Source organism: Bradyrhizobium sp. WBOS07 (assembly GCF_024585165.1).
Taxonomy (GTDB): Bacteria; Pseudomonadota; Alphaproteobacteria; order Rhizobiales; family Xanthobacteraceae; genus Bradyrhizobium; species Bradyrhizobium japonicum_B.
In genome coordinates this window covers 306,601-326,168 of the sequence record NZ_CP029008.1, presented here as the reverse complement: position 1 = coordinate 326,168, position 19,568 = coordinate 306,601, and the positions used below count along the sequence as shown (strand labels likewise).

Below are 19,568 nucleotides of genomic sequence, written 5' to 3'. Positions count from 1 at the left end.
AACACTCACTGCCCTCGTGCTGAGAAGACTGCGCAGCAGTCGTCTCGAAGCATGGCTGCACACGATGATGCATGCCGCACGAGCGTCTCCGGAACTAGTCGTTGCCGCATAAATCTGCCTTGATGGGCGACGTTCCGATTTTCTGGAGTGACGACATGAGCGGCTTGGTGATCTCTGGCGGCCGGGTGGTGGACCCCGCAAGCGGCATGGATGCCGTGGCGGATGTGGCGGTGGTGGACGGCAGGATCGCCGCGGTCGGCGCATCGCTCGGCAGCGCCGAGCGGGTGATCGACGCCACCGGGCTCGTGGTCGCGCCCGGCTTCATCGATCTGCACGCGCACGGCCAGTCGATCCCCGCCGACCGCATGCAGGCGTTCGACGGCGTCACGACCACGCTCGATCTCGAGGCCGGCGTGCTGCCGGTCGGGTCCTGGTATGAGCGGCAAGCGAGGAAAGGCCGCGTGCTGAACTACGGCGCCGCCACCAACTGGGCCTTCGCCCGGATCGGCGCGATGACCGGCTCCAATGCCGAGAGTTCGCTGGAGGCGTTCGGCAATGCCATGCGCGACCGCCGCTGGATGGACAATGTCGCGACCGACGCCGAGGTCTCGGGCATTCTCGAGCGCCTCGGGCGAGGACTCAACGAAGGCGGCATCGGTATCGGCATCCTCAATGCTTACGCGCCGGGCGCCGGCGTGCAGGAGCTGACCGCGGTCTGCCAGCTGGCCGCGGCCAGGAACGTGCCGACCTTCACCCATGTCGCCTTCATGTCGCGGATCGACCCCGAGAGCGCGGTGGAAGCCTATGTCCGCCTGATCGGCTATGCCGGCGCCACCGGTGCGCACATGCACATCTGCCATTTCAACTCGTCGAGCAAGACCGACGTGGAGCGCTGCCGCGCGCTGATCGAAAAGGCGCAAGGACATGGCCTGCCGATCACGGTCGAGGCCTATCCTTACGGTACCGGCTCGACCGTGCTGGCCGCCGCCTTCTTCAGCGACCCCGAATTCGTCGAGCGCAACGGCACCGGCTACGATTCCGTGCAGCGCGTGACCGACGGCTATCGCTTCCACGACCGCGAGGAGCTGCTGAAGGCGCAGGCCGAGGAGCCGTCCTCGCTGGTGCTCTGGCATATCCTCGACACCGAGCACAATGCGCATCACCGCGACCTGCTCGACATGTCGGTGCTCTATCCCGGCGGCGCCATCGCCTCCGACGCGATGCCGTGGACGACCTCTGACGGCAAGACCTACACCGGCGATGCCTGGCCGCTGCCTGACGATGCCACCTCGCATCCGCGCTCGGCCGGCTGCTTCACGAAATTCATCCGCGAATGGGTGCGCGAGCGCAAGACGGTGTCGCTGCTGGAAGGCGTGCGCAAATGCGCGCTGATCCCGGCCGAGATCTTGTCGCAGAGCACGCCGGCGATGCGCAGCAAGGGCCGGCTTGCTAGAGATGCCGATGCCGACATCGTCGTGTTCGATTACGAAAAGCTCTCGGACCGCGCCACCTTCACGGCGATGAACCGTCCCTCCGACGGCGTGCGGCACCTGATCGTCAGCGGCGAAGTGCTGATCAGCGACGGCATTCTCGACGTCGCGGCGCGGCCGGGCAAACCGGTGCGCCGCCCCGTCGTCGAGGGCTGACCCATGCCGGTCCCCATTCTGCTGGTCACGGGCTTTCTGGGGGCGGGCAAGACCACTGTCGTGAACCATCTGCTGGCGCATGCGCAAGGACGACGCATTGCCGCTGTCGTCAACGATTTCGGCGCCATCAACATCGATGCGGAGCTGATCGCGGGCGCCAGCGACGGCGTGGTCAGCCTCGCCAATGGCTGCATCTGCTGCTCGCTGGAGGGCGATCTCTTGCGCACGCTCTCGACGTTGCTGCGGCGCGATCCGAAGCCCGACTATATCGTGATCGAGACCAGCGGCGTCGCCGATCCCGCCGATATCGTCCGCAATCTGATGGATCCGGTGATCCTGCGCGAGGCGCTGCTGGAGACGGTGCTGTGCGTGATCGACGCCGGCACACCGCCGGCCGCCCTCGACGATGCCCTCCAGCGCTCGCAATTGCGCGTCGCCGACATCGTGGCGCTCAGCAAGCTCGATCTGGCGGACCAGGGCGCGGCGACGCGGATGCGCGCCGCCATCCGCGCGCAACGCGTTCCCGCCGTGGTCGTCGATGCACCACACGGCGCAATCCCGTCCGCGCTGCTGTTTCCCACCCATGTCGACCGCGCGCCAACGCCGCGCAGCCCCGGGCCGAAACGGCCGGCGGAGGACCGTTTCGAGACGCTGAGCTGGACCTCCGAACGCCCGCTCTCGCTGCCGCGCCTGCAGCAGGCGATCGCCACGCTGGCGCCGAAGCTGGCGCGCGCGAAAGGCCTGTTCGAGACGGTCGAGCAGCCCGGCCGCCAGATGGTGTTTCAATTCGCCGGCGGCCGCGCCACGCTGGCCCCCGGCGATGCGCCCGCGCCGGACGTGCCGCGCGCGCGGATCGTCTTCATCGCCGAGCTCGGGGTGCTCTCGCGCGCCGAGCTCGACGGGATCATGGCGGCGTGCGTTGCGAACGAGTAAGGCTCTGAACGCGGATCAGGATTCGGATGAATCGATGCAGGCCGAGAATGTGCGTCCAGGGCCCGTCGAGGCCTCAGCACAGCGCAAGCGCGTTGACCGCCCGTGTCGCCGCGTCCTCCTTGCCGGAGCCGACCAGCTGGCAGACAATGGATTCGAGCTCGCCCGGCTGCGTGCGGCGCGCGACTGCCAGCAATTGCATCAATCCGGCCTCGTCCTTCGACAGCCGCCGGCAGGACGGCGGCATGAAGCACAGCTCGCATGGCCGGCCGCTGCGCAGGATTCGGACCAGCGCGGCAGCGCGTGCCACCAGCAGCGGACTGTCGGAGACGCCCGGCGCCTCGTCGGCAAAGCGATAGGCCGCTTCCCAGCAATCGGACGCGCCGGTCGTATAGGCCGCCCCGATAAACCGGAACAACGACAGCGCGACCCGGCAGAACTCGTCGCAGCTTTCGACGCAAGGGTGTGCCGCAAGTGCGGCCCTGAGCGGACAGAGCCGCGGCTGGCCGCCGTCCGGGGCCGTCGCAGAACCGCAAATATCGGAGCTCATGAACAATCTCGTCAGTGCAGCGTCGGGCTTCCGACCAGCCAGCTCTTCATCGCCATGGTCCGGTCATGGTCGAAAGACCTCACCTGGCGGTCGGGCAGGATGAGGCCGGCCATGCGGAAGATCGTCGCGAGCCCCCGCACGGGCGGTAGGGCCCAATCGGCGCCGACCGGCGGCAGCCAGCTCTCGAACCGCTCGCGCACGATGTCGATGCGTTCCTGTTGTGCGGCGGCGATGGCATGCAGGATTTCCCGCTCGCTGTCCGACACGCGCGGGCAGGTCGGGCAGTGCACCTCGATGGCCGTATGGGCCGTGCAGGCGAATATCTCAATGATGGATTCCAGCGAGGCCACGGCATCGCCCACGCGAAAATGGTTGTACACCTCCTGGATGTCGGTGGCGGTCGGAACGGCACCTCCGCTGCGTGCCTTGGCGCGGAATCCCCAGAGGAAGAGCCGTTCCGCCGCGCTGAGGGCGGGCAGGTCGAGAGACCTTGGTGATGTCGATGGATGCATGGAGCCTCTGGCCCTTGGCTGCTCTCACGCCACGGCTGGCGCTGGTTGTCTGCATCGATCGTTCTGCCAGAGCCCCCGCCAAGTCAACGCGCGGAAGGCCGATATCGAGGTGTTCTAGATTTGAAGAGGTTTACATTCGAATGCAGGGGCCAGGTCGTCGGACGACGACAGCGATGCGCGGCGGCGGGCCCGCGGCGGCCGCCGGCGGAATCGGAATGCTTAAGGCTTTGCTAAGGGGGGCAGGATAAATTGGCATATCTGTACCGCCAATTTTGCGAGCCCCGATGATTTTCTCCCGCATCAGTTTCAAGCTGATCCTCATTGTCGGCATCAGCCTGCTTGGCATGATCGCGCTGGCACCGATCGCGCTGTCGACCCTGCGCGCCCAGATGGTGGCCGATCGCCAGGCCAAGACGCAGCAGATGGTCGACGTCGGCTACGGCATTCTCGCCCATTATCAGAAGCTCGAGAGCGAAGGAAAACTGTCGCGCGAGCAGGCCCAGGCCGCCGCAACGGCCGAGATCAAGAGCTTGCGTTACGACAAGGTCGAGTATTTCTGGATCAACGATATGACCCCCAAGATGGTCATGCATCCGATCAAGCCGGAGCTCGACGGCAAGGATCTGTCCGGCATGAAGGATCCCGCCGGCAACGCCCTGTTCCTGGGCTTCGTCGACGTGGTCAAGAAGCAGGGCGCGGGCTTCTACGGCTATCTCTGGCCCAAGCCAGGCTTCGACCAGCCGGTCGGGAAAATCTCCTATGTGAAGGGCTTTGCGCCCTGGGGCTGGATCATCGGCACCGGCATCTATCTCGACGATGTCGACACGGCGTTCCGCCAGAACGCGATGACGTTCGCCTATGTATGCCTGGCGGTGCTGGTCGTGGTCCTTGCAGCCTCCTTCCTGATCGGCCGCAGCGTCACCGGACCGCTGGCCCGGATCACAGCGCTGACCGAGCGTCTCGCCGCCGGCGACAGCTCCTTCGAGGTGCCCTATATCGATCGTCGCGACGAGGTCGGCGGCCTCGCCAAGGCACTCGCCGTGTTCAAGGACAATGCGTCGGCCGTTCGTCAGATGCATGCCGAACAGGAAGAGATGAAGCGGAAAGCCGATGACGAGAAGCGCAAGGCGATGACCGACCTCGCCGGCAAGTTCGAGGCGAGCGTCCAGGCCGTCGTCCGCGACGTCTTCAACGAGGCGCGCGCGATGCAGCAGGCCGCGCAGGGCATGTCGGAGACCGCGAACAAGGCGAGCGACCGCGCCAGCTTCGTCGCATCCGCCTGCCAGCAGGCATCGACGAACGTGCAGACCGTGGCCTCCGCCGCCGGTGAGCTGTCATCCTCGATCTCGGAGATCAGCCAGCGCGTCGCGCAGGCAGCGACCGTGGCCGACAAGGCCGCCGCCGACGGGCAGCGCACCAACGACACCGTGCAGGGGCTGGCTGCGGCCGCGCACAAGATCGGCGAGGTCATCGACCTCATCAACCAGATCGCCTCGCAGACCAATCTGCTCGCGCTCAACGCCACCATCGAGGCGGCACGGGCCGGCGAGGCCGGCAAGGGTTTTGCGGTGGTCGCGAGCGAAGTAAAATCGCTGGCGAGCCAGACCGCGAAGGCAACCGACGAGATCGGCGCGCAGATCACCGCGATCCAGGCCGAAACCAACCAGGTCGTCGGCAACATCGAAAGCATCCGCGCCACCATCATGGAGGTCAACGAGATCTCCTCGTCGATCGCCGCCGCCGTCGAGGAGCAGGGTGCCGCCACGCAGGCGATCGCCCACAGCGTGCAGGAAGCCGCGTCCGGTACCGACCAGGTCTCGCAGAACATCTCCGGCGTCACCGAGGCCACCGCGGCGACCGGCCAGGCCGCCGGGCTCGTGCTGCAATCGAGCGGGCGGCTGACGCAGAAGCTGCAATCCCTGGAAAACGAGGTCAGCACCTTCGTCGCGGGCGTACGCGCGGCGTAGCGAAACGTACTGCGTGGCGCCTGATATTTCCGCGCCGCGGCATCGGGCCGCGACGCCGGTGCTGTTTTTCTTGACATGACCTCTGCCGTGCTCGACGTGTAACGACGTCGATCGACGGCACCTGCGTGCCATCGCGAGAAGAAAAGCAACACGGGAAGAACGTCATGAACGCGGGCTGCGACGAGAACAATGACCTCGCCATCTTTGCGCGGCATGATCTCGATCCCAATCGTTCCGCTGCGGCCTGAGTGAGAGATACCATGTCGTTCAAGAAGCTCCTGATCGCCAATCGCGGCGAGATCGCCATCCGCATCGCGCGTGCTGCGGCCGATGCCGGCATCGCGACCGCTGCGATCCATCCCGCCGACGACGCGCTGTCGCTGCATGTGCGGGTTGCGGACGAGGCGGTCGAAATCCCCGGCCGCGGCGCGCGGGCCTATCTCGACATCGACGCTGTGGTGACGGCGGCGAAAGGCGCCGGCTGCGACGCCGTGCATCCCGGCTATGGCTTCCTCAGCGAGAACGCGGCATTTGCCAAGGCCTGCGCCGATGCAGGTCTTACCTTCGTCGGCCCGAAGCCGGCGGCGCTCGAGCTGTTCGGCGACAAGGTCGCGGCACGACAATTGGCAAAGCGCTATGGCGTGCCGATCATCGCCGGCACCAGCGGGCCGTCGAGCCTCGAGGAGATCACGGCATTCTTCACCTCCCTCGGCAGCAACGCGGCGATCGTGATCAAGGCGATGGCGGGCGGCGGCGGCCGCGGCATGCGCGTGGTGGAGAACGCCTCCGATCTCGCGGAGGCCTATGCGCGATGCCAGTCGGAGGCCAGGGCCGCCTTCGGCTTCGACGGGGTCTATGCCGAGCGCCTGATCCGGCAGGCGCGCCATATCGAGGTGCAGATCATCGGCGATCGCCATGGCGCCATCTCTCATCTCTGGGAGCGCGAATGCACCATCCAGCGCCGGCACCAGAAGTTGGTCGAGGTGGCGCCGAGCCCCTCGCTGAGCGATCCCCTGCGCGGCCGCATCATCGATGCGGCGAGGCAGCTCGCGGCGGCCGCGGCCTACGACAATCTCGGCACGTTCGAGTTCCTGGTCGACGGCACCGCCGAGGACAGCTTTGCCTTCATCGAGGCCAATCCGCGGCTTCAGGTCGAGCACACCGTGACCGAAGAGGTGCTCGGCCTCGATCTCGTCCGCGCCCAGCTCGCCGTCGCCGCGGGGGCTTCGCTGGCGTCCCTCGGCCTCGCGCAGGAATCCATCCCGAAGCCGCGCGGTCATGCCCTGCAGCTTCGCGTCAACATGGAGACGCTGGACGTGTCCGGCGCGACGCATCCGACCGGCGGTGTGCTCGCCGTTTTCGAGCCGCCCTCCGGGCCCGGCGTCCGCGTCGACAGTTTCGGTTACGCCGGCTACAAGACCAGCGCCGCCTTCGACTCGCTGCTGGCAAAGGTCATCGTGCATACGCCGGGCCAAGCCTGGCACGACGTGGTCGCCAAGGCATCGCGTGCCTTGCGCGAGTTCCGGATCGACGGCGTCGTCACCAACATCGCCTTCCTCCAGGCGGTGCTGGCGCATCCCGATTTCAGGACCAACCGCATCGCGACCGATTTCATCGACCGCAACATTGCAAAGCTGGTCGAGGCCGCCGATGGCGCAGCCAAGCCGCTCTACTTCGCGGCGGCGGAACGAAGCGGCGCGCACGTTGAGGCACATGTCGCGCAAGCGGTGCCCGAGGGCGCGGTGATGGTCGCGGCGCCCTTGCAGGGCACCATCGTCACCATCCAGGTGAAGGAAGGCGAGATCGTGCGCCCGGGCCAGCAGCTCGCGGTGATCGAGTCCATGAAGATGGAGCATCTCGTCATGGCCGAGCAGGGCGGCCGGGTCATGAAGCTCCTTGCCGCCGATGGCGTCACGTTGCTGCACGGCGAGCCGATCCTGTATCTGGAGCCGCTCGACGTCGCGGCTGATCGCACGACGGCCGAAGCCGATATCGATCTCGATCACATCCGCCCGGATCTTGCCGAGCTGATCGCCCGCCAGGCCAACACGCTGGATGCGAACCGCCCGGCCGCGGTCGAGCGCCGCCGCAACACCAACCAGCGCACCGCGCGCGAGAACGTCGCCCAGCTCGTCGACGACGGCTCGTTCATGGAGTACGGCAGTCTCGCGATCGCCGCGCAGCGCCGCCGGCGCAAGCTCGACGATCTCATCAAGAACACGCCGGCCGACGGCCTCGTCATGGGCGTCGCCACGGTGAATGGCGAGAAGTTCGGCCCCGAGGGCGCGCGCTGCATCGTCGTGGCCTATGACTACACCGTGCTCGCGGGCACGCAGGGCCACATGAACCACAAGAAGATCGACCGCATGCTGACGCTCGCGGAGGATTGGCGCGTGCCGCTGGTGTTCTATGCCGAAGGCGGCGGCGGCCGGCCCGGCGACACCGACCGGCTCGGCATGACCGGGCTCGACGGCCCGTCCTTCGTGCAGTTCGCAAGGCTGTCCGGTCTCGTTCCCGTGGTCGGCGTCGTCTCCGGCTATTGCTTTGCCGGCAACGCCGCGATGCTCGGCTGCTGCGACGTCATCATCGCCACCAAGAACGCCTCGATCGGCATGGGTGGTCCGGCCATGATCGAGGGCGGCGGCCTCGGCGTCTATCATCCGGCCGAGGTCGGCCCCGTCTCGTTCCAGTCGCCGAACGGGGTCATCGACATCCTGGTCGAGGACGAGGAGGAGGCGACGCGTGTCGCGCAGAAATATCTGTCCTACTTCCAGGGCGCGGTGACGGAGTGGGAGGCCGCCGACCAGCGCCTGCTGCGCCGCGCCATCCCCGAGAACCGGCTGCGCGTCTACGACATCCGCAGCGTGATCGACCTCGTCGCCGACAAGGACAGCGTGCTGGAGCTGCGCCGCGACTACGGTGTCGGCATGATCACCGCGCTGATCCGTATCGAAGGCAAACCGTTCGGCCTGATCGCCAACAATCCGCGCCATCTCGGCGGCGCCATCGATGCCGATGCCGGCGACAAGGCCGCGCGCTTCCTGCAGCTCTGCGATGCTTTCGATCTGCCGATCGTCTCGCTCTGTGACACGCCCGGCTTCATGGTCGGCCCGGAGGCCGAGAAGACCGCGATCGTGCGCCACGTCTCGCGCATGTTCGTCACGGGCGCGAGCCTCACCGTGCCGCTGTTCGGCATCGTGCTGCGCAAGGGCTATGGGCTCGGGGCGCAGTCCATGATCGGCGGCGGCTTCCACGCCTCGTTCTTCACCGCGGCGTGGCCGACCGGCGAGTTCGGCGGCATGGGCCTGGAAGGCTATGTCCGCCTCGGCTTCCGCAAGGAGATGGAGGCGATCTCCGATCCCGAGGAGCGCGAGGCTTACTACCTCAACAAGGTCGCCGAGCTCTACGCCAACGGGAAGGCGGTCTCGATTGCCTCGGTGTTCGAGATCGACAACGTCATCGACCCCGCCGAGACCCGGCGCTGGATCATGGCCGGCCTGCGGACGGTGCCGAAGCCGCCGGCGCGGACGGCGAAGAAGCGGCCGTGCATCGATACGTGGTGAGGGCGGTGCAGCAATCGGTTCTGCCTGAGCATCTAGGCATTCTGCTTCGATACCATCCACGTTCTTTCGCAGGCGCGGCAATACGTGGATGGCCGGGACGAAGCCCGGCCATGACGGCGTTGAGGCAGTGTGCCTTCATTCCCCAAACCGGTTCCCGATTGACATCCCCGCCTGTGGTGCCAGACTTTGCACAATAATACAGGGTGGAGACGTCCGCGATGGCCAGCCTGTCGGCCTCGAACCATGTCGCCCGTGTCTTGTCCGTCGCCAATCATGTGGCCGACGTCGATGCCTCCTCGCGAATTGCCAGTTCCTGGCGGCGGTGCCTCGTCAACCACAAGCTCGATCCGGCGCGGCAGGGACCGCCGCAGACCTTCACCGAGGCCGAGGTCCGTCATGCCGCCGAGCCGATGGAGGAGACGATCAGGCTCGTAACACCCGAGCTCGATGATCTCGCCTGTGCGCTGCGCGACGCCGGCTATTGCGTCAATCTCGCTGATGCCAACGCAACCATGCTGTTCAGCCGCCTGCCGGGCGAGGCCGACGCCAGACAGTTCCTCGACTGGAAGATCTACACCGGCTCGAATTTTGCCGAAACCTTTGAGGGCACCAATGGGCTCGGCACCGCGCTCGCGGAGCAGAAGCCGATCCTGGTGCATCGCGACGAACATTTTCGCGCGCAGTGGCACATATTCTCCTGCGCCGTGGCGCCGCTGTTCGACCAGGCCGGCCGGCTCGCTGGCGCCGTCAACATCACCTCCTGCCGCGAGGATCTGGAGCGCACCGCGCACCAGCTCGCGCTCGCGGTGACGATGCAGGCGACCCGGCGAATGGAGGGCGCGATCTTCCGGACCCATTTCCGCAGCGCCTGGATCGCCACCGTGCCCGGTGACGGTGGCAGCGGCCTCATCGCCTATGACGACGACCGCCGCGTCGTCGGCGCCTGCCGCTCCGCCCGTGCGCTGCTGGGACTCACCGACGGCATGATCGCCTCCGGCATCGATGTGTCCCGCTACGTCCGTTTCGATCATCAGGCCGTGCGCGGCACGGACGAGCTCGTCGAGCTGCGTCGGGCGGATGGCAGTCCGTTGGGCCAGGGGCATCTGGCGCCGCCCATGCGCGCAAGGCCCATCGCACCGCGCCGTGACGCGCCCGTCGATCGCTTCGACGCACTGCATCGTCTCGCCGGCCGCGATCCCGAAATGGTCAAGAGCGTGAAGCGGCTCGGGGCCGTCATCGATCGCGATCTGCCGGTGCTGCTGCAAGGCGAGACCGGCGTCGGCAAGGACGTGTTCGCGCGCGCCATTCACGCAGGCAGCAACCGGGCGCGCAGCAATTATATCGCGCTGAATTGCGCGGCGATGCCGGAGAGCCTGATCGACGCCGAACTGTTCGGCTACGAGGCCGGCGCCTTCACCGGTGCGCGCCGCGACGGCTCGAAGGGACTGATCGTGCAGGCCCATGGCGGCACGCTCTTCCTCGACGAGATCGGCGACATGCCGATCGCGTTGCAGACGCGGCTGCTGCGCGTCCTGGAAAACCGCGAGGTCTGGCCGCTCGGCGCGCTCAAGCCGGTCGCGGTCGACATCCGCCTGATCAGCGCCACCCACCGCGATCTCGGCCGCATGGCCGAGGAGGGTGCCTTCCGCGCCGATCTCTACTTCCGTCTGCGCGGCATCGCGGTGCGCCTGCCGGCCCTGCGCGAGCGGGCGGACAGGGACGATATCATCCGCCAGATCGCGCGCGAGGAAGCGCCGGGCTGCAGGCTATCGGATGAAGCATGGTCGCAGCTTGCGGCCTATCCGTATCCCGGCAACATGCGCCAGCTCCGCCACGTGCTGCGGCTCGCCGGCTGCACCGCGGAAGACGGTGTCATCACGGATGCGGATCTCGATTTGCCGCCGTTCGGTGGACGGGCGGCGGAGTCCGATCTCGCGGCCGCCGAACGCGCCACGATCGTCGGCGCCCTGCGCGCGCATGGTGGCCGCGTCGCCGAAGCGGCTCGCGCCCTGAAGCTCAGCCGCGCGACGCTGTATCGGAAGATCAAGCAATTGAAGATCGAGTCCGTCTGATCCTTGGCCCGGCGCGACGTCCCACTTCCGCCGAAACAGGTTCGGAACGTGGGCGGCGCTTGAAACGCCCGCGCCGGATCGGTCGCCGCGAACGGGCATTGCCGCAAATTGCGAGAGAGGAGACGGCTCGATGGAGGAGATCGAAGTCTTTCTGGCTGTCGTCGAGGCCGGCAGCCAGACCGCGGCTGCGCGGCGGTTGGGGCGCTCGCTCCAGTCGGTCAACCGGGCGCTGGCTGCGCTGGAACGCAGCGTCGGCGTCGAGCTGGTGCGGCGGACCACGCGGCAGTCGGTGGCGACGGAGGCGGGGCTTGCGTTCTATCGCCGCGTCAAGCCAGCCTTTGCCGAGATCGGCGAAGCGCGTCTGGAGGCGGCCAACCGGCGTATCGAGCCGTCGGGGTTGCTCAGGATCGCCGCGCCGATCCAGTTCGGGGCCACCCATGTCGTGCCGGCGATTGCCGAGTTCATGGCGCGCTTTCCGCAGATCGAGGCTGACGTCAACATGTCCGACCGGCCCGTCGACGTCGTCGGTGACGGCTTCGACCTCGCCGTCCGGATTAGGGAATTGCCGGACTCCTCGCTCAAGACTCGGCGGCTGGGAGAGTTGCGCACGGTCGTCTACGGTGCGCCCGATTATTTCAAGCGCCACGGCCGCCCGCGCCAGCCCAATGATCTTGCCGATCATCAATGCATCCTGCGCAGGACTACCCAGGGCGAAGCCGATATTTGGCGGTTTCGGATCGACGGCCGCTTGACCACCGTGCAGGTGAATGGCCGATTTCGCACCGACAGCACCACGGCGGCGCATGCTGCCGCTCGTCATGGCATCGGTGTCGGATATGGTCCGTTCTGGCAGATCCGCGATCTCGTCGACCAGGAGGCTCTCGAAATCGTGCTCGCGGATTTCGAGGCACCGCGAACGCCGGTGCGTGCAGTGTTTCCACCCAGCGCGATACCGCCGGCCAAGACGCATCTCTTTGTCGATCTCCTGGCCGAGAGGCTGAAGCTCGAGCGGCTTTGAGCGACGTCCGGAACGCATTCTACCGATTGGTGGGAATGTCTATCTCGCGCCGCGCCCGTTGTCCCGGCGCCGGGGCCATCGCAGCTTGACGCGCAAGGGCACTTTCGCCCTGCGAGAAGGACTGCGCCATGACTCCCAACAGACGGACACTGCTCCATGCGGGCGTCGGCGTCACCGCGACGCTGGCTTCCGCTGCCATTGCCGGACAGCCGTCCGGCACGCGCGATTCGCAATCGCCCGAGCCCTTGCTCGCGAACGACGCAGAATCTCGCGCGGCGGCCGCGCAGGATTTCGGCCACATCGTGGATAGACGGCCGCGGGCCGTCTGCAAGCCTGCGGCGGGCGGCGAGGTCGCCGACATCGTGCGCTGGGCCAAAGACCAGGGGCTGAAGGTTGCGGCGCGCGGACAAGGGCACGCAACCTACGGCCGGGCCATGGCCGAGGACGGCATCGTGATGGATCTTGGCATGTTGGCCACGATCCATCGGATCGAGCCGGATCGCGTCGTGGTCGATGCCGGTGCGACCTGGCACAAGGTGGTGGATGCGACCTTGGCCAAAGGGCTCGTTCCGCCGGTCCTGACCAATTACCTCGAACTGTCCGTCGGCGGCACGCTTGCCGTCGGCGGAATCGGGGGATCCTCATCCCGGCACGGTCTCCAGACCGATCAGGTTCTGGAACTCGACGTCGTCACCGGCGAAGGCGTGGAACTGACCTGTTCGCCGACCTCGCATCCCGAGCTCTTCGATGCGGTTCGAGCCGGCCTTGCGCAATGCGCGATCATCGTCAGAGCGACGCTTCGCTTGATGCGCGCGCCCGAGCGGGTCCGCCGATTTCAGCTGTCCTATCCCGATCTTGCCTCACTCACGGCAGATCAACGTCGCGTTCTGGAAGAGGCGCGCTTCGATCAGTTGCAGGGGGCTGTCGTGCCCGACGGCACAGGCGGCTGGCGCTATCAATTGGAGGCGGGCGTCTTCTACGACGGCAAGTTGCCTGACGACGAGGCCTTGCTCAAGGGACTGGCGGACAAGCGCGAGACCGTCTCCGACCTGACTTTCGGCGAGGACGCGAACGCGTTCGCCAAGCTCGAGAAAATCCTGCGGGCGAACGGCCAATGGCTCAATCCGCATCCCTGGCTCCTGACTTATCTGCCGGGCAGCAACGCGCTGAAGATCGCGAGCGATGTCATTGCCGAACTGAACAGCGATGATCTGGGCCCGTTCGGGCGCATCACCTACTATCCGATCTTCACCGACCGATGCCGCACGCCTCTGCTTCGGCTTCCTGACGAACGCGTTGTGTTTCCGTTCAATCTGATCCGTATCCCGGCGTCGGCAGACAGGGCGAATGCGGAGCGGCTGGTCATGCGAAACCGCGAGCTCTATGAGCGTGTTCGCAGCGCAGGTGGGGTGTTGTATCCAGTGAGCGCGTTTCCGATGTCGTCCAGCGATTGGACGGATCATTTCGGTGCGCGATGGTCGCTCTTGCGCGAAGCCAAGGGTAGGCATGACCCTGGCAGCCATCTCACTCCGGGCTATGAGCTGTTCTAGATCGCCGGATCCGGCATCGTCAGGAGAAATCCGTCCAGCTCAGATGCCGCGCGTCGAGGTCGCCGATCGTCACGCCCTCGCGCATCTCCCGCGGCGTATGGAAGTTGCTGCGCAAGTACACGAGCGGCGTCGCCATGGCCGAATGCGAGACGTCGCGCACCTCGCCGACGAAGATCGAATGCGTGCTGGTCTCGAATTCCTGCGCCAGCACGCAGTCGAACGCGGCGACCGCGTCGCTCAGCACCGGTGCGCCGGTCGCGCCGCGCCTCCACTGCCCGAAGGCGAAGCGGTCGTCGCCGTTGACGCCCTTCTGACCGCTGAAGGTAAGCGCGAGCAGCGCATGATCCTCGTGCAGGAAGTTGATCGCAAACGCGCCTTCCTCGCGGATGCGCGCATGGGCGCTGGCATTGCGGTTGACGCAGACGATCAGCGAGGGCGGATTGTCCGACAGCGAGCAGGCCGAGGTCACCGTCAGCCCGGTGCGCTTGCCGTGCTCGGCCCCCACCGTCACCAGTGCCACCGCGCCTGCGCATTGGCGCATCGCCTGCTTGAAGTCCTTGGCATCGACCGTCACGCCGACATCTCCGAAATGAATGCGGGTGCGGCACGATCGCGCCGCACCCGCGATGCGTCAAGCCGCCTTCTTCGCCGAGCCGAGATGCGTAAGGCGCGGCATCACCTCGTTCTTCAGCAGCGAAAGCGAGTGGTGCCAGGCTTCCGGCTTGTGCTTGTAATCGAAGCCGAACACGCAGAGCACGCCGAAGCCGCCGACCTCGTCGTAGATCTTCTCGATCTTCTCGGCGACCGTCGCGGGCGAGCCGACGATCCAGTTCCGCTTGGCGCAATATTCGACCGTGACGTCGCTGTCGGGCACGTCGGGCGCGTGCTTCAGATAGTCCTTGAAGCCGAAATGGCCGAGCAGCGGCAGGAAGTACTCGCTCATCATCCGGCCCATCATGTCGCCGGTCGAGAGCTTCCAGGCCTCTTCATCGGTATCGGCAACGAACACCTCGCGTACCAGCCGCCAGTCCTGCCGGTTTGGCTTGCGCCCGGTCTTGGCGGCCCCGATCTCGACCGAGTCCCAATGGCTGGAGACATAGGCCGGGTTGAGGTTGAGGCTCATCGGGATGAAGCCGCGCTCGCCGGCGAGCTTCAGCGTGTCCGAGTTCTTCGACAGCCCGGCGACGCCGATCGGCGGATGCGGTGCCTGCAGCGGCTTGATGTGCGGCTTGAGGAAGTCGAACATCGTGTCCGGCTTGGAGACCGTCCAGAACTTGCCTTTGTAGGTCCAGGGCGCGGGATCGCTCCACATCTTCAGGATGATCTCCAGCGCCTCGCGCGTCATGTCGCGGTTCTGCCCGCTCATGCCGTCGACGTTGAACATTGCCCAGTCGCTCGGCAGGCCGGATGCGGCGACGCCGAAATTGAGCCGGCCCTCGGAGAGATGGTCGAGCATGGCGACGCGGTTGGCGAGCTCGGCCGGGTGATGATAGGGCAACAGGAAGCCGCCCGGTCCGATGCGAAGCTTCTTGGTCTGCATCAGCGCCTGCGCGATCAAGAGGTCGGGCGTGGGATTGGGTTCCCAGGGCGCGGTGTGATGCTCGCCGATCCAGGCTTCCTGATAGCCGAGCTCGTCGAGCCAGCGCAGGACCTGCAGATCCCAATCGTGTCCTTCCTTCAGGCCGCACTCCGGCGGATGCGAAGGCATCGTGAAATAGCCGATCTCCATGGGTTTCCTCATCTGATGTTGACGCGTCTTGTCGCGCGTTGACGGAGTTGAGCGGAGAGGCTTCAGCAAGCGCTGTGCCAGCGCCATGGAGGCTCGAATTGGAGAGAAAGGGCTGGTTTGCCCGCTCAATAGCCGGTATCTCGATCAAGGCCCGCACGAGATCGTCTCATTGTCGCGAGACGTCGTCTTGCAGGTGAGACAAGAACTTGTAGATGAGACAAGAACCTGACCGTGGACGAGGGCAGTTTCGCATGACCGAACCCGCTTATGTCGCGGTGGACTGGGGCACCAGCAGTTTTCGCCTGTGGCTGGTCGATCGTGCCGGCCAGGTGCTGGCCGAACGCCGCAGCGATGAAGGCATGCTGGCCGCCGCCAAGACCGGCTTTCCCGCGGTGCTGCAATCGCATCTCGCGGCGGTCGAGGCGCCGGATCATCTGCCGGTTCTCGTCTGCGGCATGGCCGGCGCCAAGACCGGCTGGGTCGAGGCCGGCTATGTCGACACGCCGGCGCCGCTTTCCGCCGTCCTGAATCAGGCCGTGCGCGTGCCCGGACAGGCGCGCGACATCCGCATCCTGCCCGGCATCGCCCAGCGCGATGCAGCCGCGCCCGACGTCATGCGCGGCGAGGAAACGCAGCTGCTCGGCGCGCTCGGCCTCGATGCGGTGGGCGAGGCGCTGGTCTGCATGCCCGGCACGCATTCGAAGTGGGTGCGCGTCAGGGGCGGCATCGTCGAACGCTTCTCCACTTTCATGACCGGCGAGCTGTTCGGCGTCATCGCGCGCGAGACCATCCTGTCGCTCGCGATCGCGGGCGCCGACGAGGCCGAGGATGTCGCGAGCCTCAAGGCCGCGGTCAAGGCCGCGTACGCGGCGCCCGCCTTCGCCGCGAATCTCCTGTTCACGGCGCGCTCGCGCCAACTGTTGTTCGGTGGCACGCCGGCTGCGGCGCGCGAGACGCTGTCGGGCACGCTGATCGGCGCCGAGCTGGCCGCCGGCCTCTCCGGCGCGGTGCCGCAAGCCGGTGTTGCGCTGATTGCCTCGGGCCGGCTTGCGATGCTGTACCGGCAAGCCTTCGATGCGCTGTCGGTCGCGGTGCAGCCGGTCGATGCGGATGAAGCCGTCCGCCGCGGCCTGTCGATGGCGGCTGCTGCGATCTGGACGAAATAGAAGGATACTCGAGATGAGCGTTGCCTTTCCGTCGATGAAGCGGCCGCTGGTGGCGATCTTGCGCGGCGTCAAGCCCGAGGAGACCGAGGCCGTCGTCGGCGTGCTGATCGAAGCCGGCTTGACCGCGATCGAGATCCCGCTGAATTCGCCCGATCCGTTCCGCTCCATCGCAACGGCGGTGAGGCAGGCGCCGTCAGGCGTGTTGATCGGCGCCGGCACGGTGCTGTCCACCGCGGATGTCGATCGCCTCAACGACGTCGGCGGCAGGCTGATGGTCTCGCCGAACGTGGACACGCAGGTGCTGGTGCGTGCACATCAATATGCCATGGTCACGCTGCCCGGCGTGTTTTCCCCGACCGAGGCGCTGCTTGCCGCGCGCTCCGGCGCGTCGGGCCTGAAATTCTTTCCGGCGAGCGTATTAGGGGCCGCCGGCATCGCCGCGATCCGCGCCGTGCTGCCCTCGGGCGTGATGATCGCCGCCGTCGGCGGCGTCTCCGACCAGAATTTTGCCGAGTACATCAAGGGCGGCGTGACCGCGTTCGGGCTCGGCTCCAGCCTCTACAAGCCCGGCATGAGCGCCGCCGATGTCGCCGCGCGTGCCAAGGCGACGGTCGAAGCCTACGATCGGGCGACTGCGAAAGGCTGAGCCGCAATAAACCAGCTGTGAACCCGTCACCGCCTATTGTGCTTCATATTGCCGCAATGCCGATGTTGAGGCATCGCGCAGTGTGACCGGCGCAGCAGGAGACGACATGGCGATCAACAACGTGGCCGATCTGTTCGTGGCAACGCTCGAGCAGGCCGGCGTCAAGCGCATCTATGGCATCGTCGGCGACAGCCTGAACGCGCTGACCGAAGCGCTGCGCCGCCGCGGCACGATCGAATGGGTCCATGTTCGCCACGAGGAGGTCGCAGCCTTCGCCGCCGCCGGCGAAGCCGAGATGACCGGCAGCCTCGCGGTGTGCGCGGGCTCCTGCGGTCCCGGCAATCTGCATCTGATCAACGGGCTGTTCGACGCGCATCGCAGCCGCGTGCCCGTGCTGGCGATCGCGGCGCAGATCCCGACCGCCGAGATCGGCGGCGGCTATTTCCAGGAGACGCATCCGCAGAACCTGTTCCGCGAATGCAGCCATTATTGCGAGCTGGTGTCCGACCCCAGCCAGCTTCCTTTCGTGCTGGAGAACGCGATCCGCGCGGCGGTGGGCCTGCGCGGCGTCGCCGTGGTCGCCATGCCCGGCGATGTCGCATTCCGCAGCCCGCCGAAGCGCGCGCTGTCGACGACGCGCGGCCTTGGCGTGGTGGCGCCGAAGGTGGTGCCGCAGGCCGATGAGCTCAACGCGCTCGCCGATCTCCTCAACGGTGCCGAGCGCGTCACCCTGTTCTGCGGCCGCGGCTGTGCCGGCGCGCATGCGCCCCTGATGCAGCTCGCCGAGGCGCTGAAGAGCCCGATCGTGCATGCGCTGGGCGGCAAGGAGCACGTCGAGTACGACAATCCCTACGACGTCGGCATGACCGGCTTCATCGGCTTCTCCTCGGGCTATGCCGCCATGCACGCCTGCGACACGTTGGTGATGCTCGGCACCGATTTTCCTTACAAGCAGTTCTTCCCGACCGACTGCCAGATTGCGCAGATCGACATCCGCCCGGAGAACCTTGGCCGCCGCTGCAAGATCGATCTCGGCCTTGTCGGCGACGTCAGGCTCACCATCGAGGCCCTGCTGCCGCTCTTGAAATCGAAGACGCAGCGCAGGCATCTCGACGACGCCGTCGCGCACTACAAGAAGGCGCGCGAGGGCCTGGACTCGCTCGCCAGGGGCACGCCAGGGAGCAAGCCGATCCATCCGCAATACCTCGCCAAGGTCATCAGCGACCATGCCTCTGGCGACGCGGTGTTCACCGCCGATGTCGGCACGCCGACGGTGTGGGCCGCGCGCTATCTCGACATGAACGGCCGCCGCCGGCTGATCGGTTCCTTCGTGCACGGCTCGATGGCCAACGCGATGCCGCAGGCGATCGGCGCGCAAGCCTCGCAGCCCGGCCGGCAGGTCATCTCGCTTTCCGGCGACGGCGGCTTCACCATGCTGATGGGCGACCTGATCACGCTGACGCAGGAGAAGCTGCCGGTGAAGGTGGTCGTCTTCAACAACGGCGTGCTCGGCTTCGTCGCGCTGGAGATGAAGGCGGCCGGCTTCGTCGACACCAATGTCGACCTGAAGAATCCAGATTTCGCGGCGATGGCGCGTGCGATGGGGATCTTTGCCAAACGCGTCGAGGATCCGGGCGAGCTTCCCGGTGCGGTCAAGGAGATGCTGGCGCATGACGGGCCGGCTTTGCTCGACGTCGTCACCGCCAAGCAGGAGCTGTCGATGCCGCCGACCATCACCGCCGAGCAGGTCAAGGGCTTCAGCCTCTGGGTCTTGCGCGCGGTGATGAACGGCCGCGGCGACGAGGTGCTGGATCTTGCGAAGACGAATCTGCTGCCGCGCTGATCTCAGCTGATGCGACTTGGTTCACCCTCTCCCGGTCGGGGAGAGGTGAAGGTCTGCCAATGCAGCACGCCGCCGACCACCAGCGCCGGCACGAAGCCGAGCACGATCAGGAAATGCGGCAAAACCTCCGACGAGACGAAGGCGATCGCGATGTCCGAGATCAGCCAGAGCGCCGCGAACATCACCGCGAAGTCCGTTCGCGGACAGCGCAGGTAGTACAACACGGCGGTGATGAATATCGCGGGACCGATCGCGGCCGCGAACATGATCGCGGTCAGCTCCTTCGGCGTCACCGCGTCGAGCATCATCGAGGCGAGCAGCCAGAGTGCGGCGAACATGGCGACGATGTCGAGCGGATGCCGCAATCCAATACCTC

The 19,568-nt window shown here is 66.5% G+C and carries 15 protein-coding genes; 10 read left to right on the top strand and 5 right to left on the bottom strand.

The window, feature by feature from the left end:
* The first annotated feature begins 155 nt into the window (after positions 1-155).
* Both DCM79_RS01480 and DCM79_RS01475 read left to right on the top strand, forming a co-directional pair.
* Complete coding sequence (locus DCM79_RS01480; protein WP_257178202.1) at positions 156-1,646, top strand: amidohydrolase family protein; 1,491 nt, start codon at positions 156-158, stop codon at positions 1,644-1,646.
* Positions 1,647-1,649: 3 nt separating this feature from the next.
* Positions 1,650-2,579, top strand: a complete 930-nt coding sequence (locus tag DCM79_RS01475; RefSeq protein ID WP_257178201.1) for a GTP-binding protein — start codon at positions 1,650-1,652, stop codon at positions 2,577-2,579.
* 73 nt (positions 2,580-2,652) lie between these two features.
* On the opposite strand, the gene DCM79_RS01470 is transcribed toward DCM79_RS01475, so the two are convergent.
* Positions 2,653-3,126 carry a hypothetical protein gene (locus tag DCM79_RS01470; protein ID WP_257178200.1) on the bottom strand — a complete coding sequence of 158 codons (474 nt, stop codon included), beginning with the start codon at positions 3,124-3,126 and terminating at the stop codon, positions 2,653-2,655.
* 11 nt (positions 3,127-3,137) lie between these two features.
* Positions 3,138-3,638, bottom strand: a complete 501-nt coding sequence (locus tag DCM79_RS01465; protein ID WP_257178199.1) for a hypothetical protein — start codon at positions 3,636-3,638, stop codon at positions 3,138-3,140.
* Between the two features lie 284 nt (positions 3,639-3,922).
* Between DCM79_RS01465 and DCM79_RS01460 the strand changes: the two genes are divergently transcribed.
* From DCM79_RS01460 to DCM79_RS01440, 5 genes are all read left to right on the top strand, one after another.
* Positions 3,923-5,605 (top strand): methyl-accepting chemotaxis protein, encoded by a 1,683-nt coding sequence (locus DCM79_RS01460; protein ID WP_257178198.1) that lies wholly within the window; start codon positions 3,923-3,925, stop codon positions 5,603-5,605.
* Between the two features lie 260 nt (positions 5,606-5,865).
* Positions 5,866-9,168: a carboxyl transferase domain-containing protein gene (locus DCM79_RS01455; protein WP_257178197.1), complete on the top strand. Its 3,303-nt coding sequence runs from the start codon at positions 5,866-5,868 to the stop codon at positions 9,166-9,168.
* Between the two features lie 218 nt (positions 9,169-9,386).
* Positions 9,387-11,240 carry a sigma-54-dependent Fis family transcriptional regulator gene (locus DCM79_RS01450; RefSeq protein WP_257178196.1) on the top strand — a complete coding sequence of 618 codons (1,854 nt, stop codon included), beginning with the start codon at positions 9,387-9,389 and terminating at the stop codon, positions 11,238-11,240.
* Between the two features lie 130 nt (positions 11,241-11,370).
* On the top strand, positions 11,371-12,258 hold the full coding sequence (locus DCM79_RS01445) for a LysR family transcriptional regulator (protein ID WP_257178195.1): 888 nt from the start codon (positions 11,371-11,373) through the stop codon (positions 12,256-12,258).
* Between the two features lie 245 nt (positions 12,259-12,503).
* On the top strand, positions 12,504-13,808 hold the full coding sequence (locus DCM79_RS01440) for an FAD-binding protein (RefSeq protein WP_257178194.1): 1,305 nt from the start codon (positions 12,504-12,506) through the stop codon (positions 13,806-13,808).
* Between the two features lie 19 nt (positions 13,809-13,827).
* Here DCM79_RS01440 and DCM79_RS01435 read toward each other — a convergent pair whose 3' ends face one another.
* Both DCM79_RS01435 and DCM79_RS01430 read right to left on the bottom strand, forming a co-directional pair.
* Positions 13,828-14,382 (bottom strand): flavin reductase family protein, encoded by a 555-nt coding sequence (locus DCM79_RS01435; protein WP_028134513.1) that lies wholly within the window; start codon positions 14,380-14,382, stop codon positions 13,828-13,830.
* Positions 14,383-14,439: 57 nt separating this feature from the next.
* Positions 14,440-15,537, bottom strand: a complete 1,098-nt coding sequence (locus DCM79_RS01430; protein ID WP_257180923.1) for an LLM class flavin-dependent oxidoreductase — start codon at positions 15,535-15,537, stop codon at positions 14,440-14,442.
* Positions 15,538-15,788: 251 nt separating this feature from the next.
* Between DCM79_RS01430 and DCM79_RS01425 the strand changes: the two genes are divergently transcribed.
* The 3 genes from DCM79_RS01425 (at position 15,789) to poxB (ending at position 19,192) form a co-directional block, all read left to right on the top strand.
* On the top strand, positions 15,789-16,703 hold the full coding sequence (locus DCM79_RS01425; protein WP_257178193.1) for a 2-dehydro-3-deoxygalactonokinase: 915 nt from the start codon (positions 15,789-15,791) through the stop codon (positions 16,701-16,703).
* A 13-nt stretch (positions 16,704-16,716) separates the two neighbouring features.
* Positions 16,717-17,349 (top strand): 2-dehydro-3-deoxy-6-phosphogalactonate aldolase, encoded by a 633-nt coding sequence (locus DCM79_RS01420; protein WP_257178192.1) that lies wholly within the window; start codon positions 16,717-16,719, stop codon positions 17,347-17,349.
* Positions 17,350-17,455: 106 nt separating this feature from the next.
* Complete coding sequence (gene poxB / locus DCM79_RS01415) at positions 17,456-19,192, top strand: ubiquinone-dependent pyruvate dehydrogenase (RefSeq protein ID WP_257178191.1); 1,737 nt, start codon at positions 17,456-17,458, stop codon at positions 19,190-19,192.
* Positions 19,193-19,194: 2 nt separating this feature from the next.
* Here poxB and DCM79_RS01410 read toward each other — a convergent pair whose 3' ends face one another.
* The gene (locus tag DCM79_RS01410; RefSeq protein ID WP_257178190.1) at positions 19,195-19,557 is read right to left on the bottom strand and encodes a hypothetical protein; all 363 of its coding nucleotides are present in this window, start codon (positions 19,555-19,557) and stop codon (positions 19,195-19,197) included.
* Positions 19,558-19,568: the final 11 nt, after the last annotated feature.

What these genes read in the sequence shown, in the direction of transcription:
- DCM79_RS01430 (WP_257180923.1), bottom strand. Translation starts at nt 15,537, where the DNA reads ATGGAGATCGGCTATTTCACGATGCCTTCGCATCCGCCGGAGTGCGGC.
- DCM79_RS01480 (WP_257178202.1), top strand. Translation starts at nt 156, where the DNA reads ATGAGCGGCTTGGTGATCTCTGGCGGCCGGGTGGTGGACCCCGCAAGC.
- DCM79_RS01475 (WP_257178201.1), top strand. Translation starts at nt 1,650, where the DNA reads ATGCCGGTCCCCATTCTGCTGGTCACGGGCTTTCTGGGGGCGGGCAAG.
- DCM79_RS01455 (WP_257178197.1), top strand. Translation starts at nt 5,866, where the DNA reads ATGTCGTTCAAGAAGCTCCTGATCGCCAATCGCGGCGAGATCGCCATC.
- DCM79_RS01460 (WP_257178198.1), top strand. Translation starts at nt 3,923, where the DNA reads ATGATTTTCTCCCGCATCAGTTTCAAGCTGATCCTCATTGTCGGCATC.
- DCM79_RS01445 (WP_257178195.1), top strand. Translation starts at nt 11,371, where the DNA reads ATGGAGGAGATCGAAGTCTTTCTGGCTGTCGTCGAGGCCGGCAGCCAG.
- DCM79_RS01450 (WP_257178196.1), top strand. Translation starts at nt 9,387, where the DNA reads ATGGCCAGCCTGTCGGCCTCGAACCATGTCGCCCGTGTCTTGTCCGTC.
- poxB (WP_257178191.1), top strand. Translation starts at nt 17,456, where the DNA reads ATGGCGATCAACAACGTGGCCGATCTGTTCGTGGCAACGCTCGAGCAG.
- DCM79_RS01420 (WP_257178192.1), top strand. Translation starts at nt 16,717, where the DNA reads ATGAGCGTTGCCTTTCCGTCGATGAAGCGGCCGCTGGTGGCGATCTTG.
- DCM79_RS01425 (WP_257178193.1), top strand. Translation starts at nt 15,789, where the DNA reads ATGACCGAACCCGCTTATGTCGCGGTGGACTGGGGCACCAGCAGTTTT.
- DCM79_RS01470 (WP_257178200.1), bottom strand. Translation starts at nt 3,126, where the DNA reads ATGAGCTCCGATATTTGCGGTTCTGCGACGGCCCCGGACGGCGGCCAG.
- DCM79_RS01465 (WP_257178199.1), bottom strand. Translation starts at nt 3,638, where the DNA reads ATGCATCCATCGACATCACCAAGGTCTCTCGACCTGCCCGCCCTCAGC.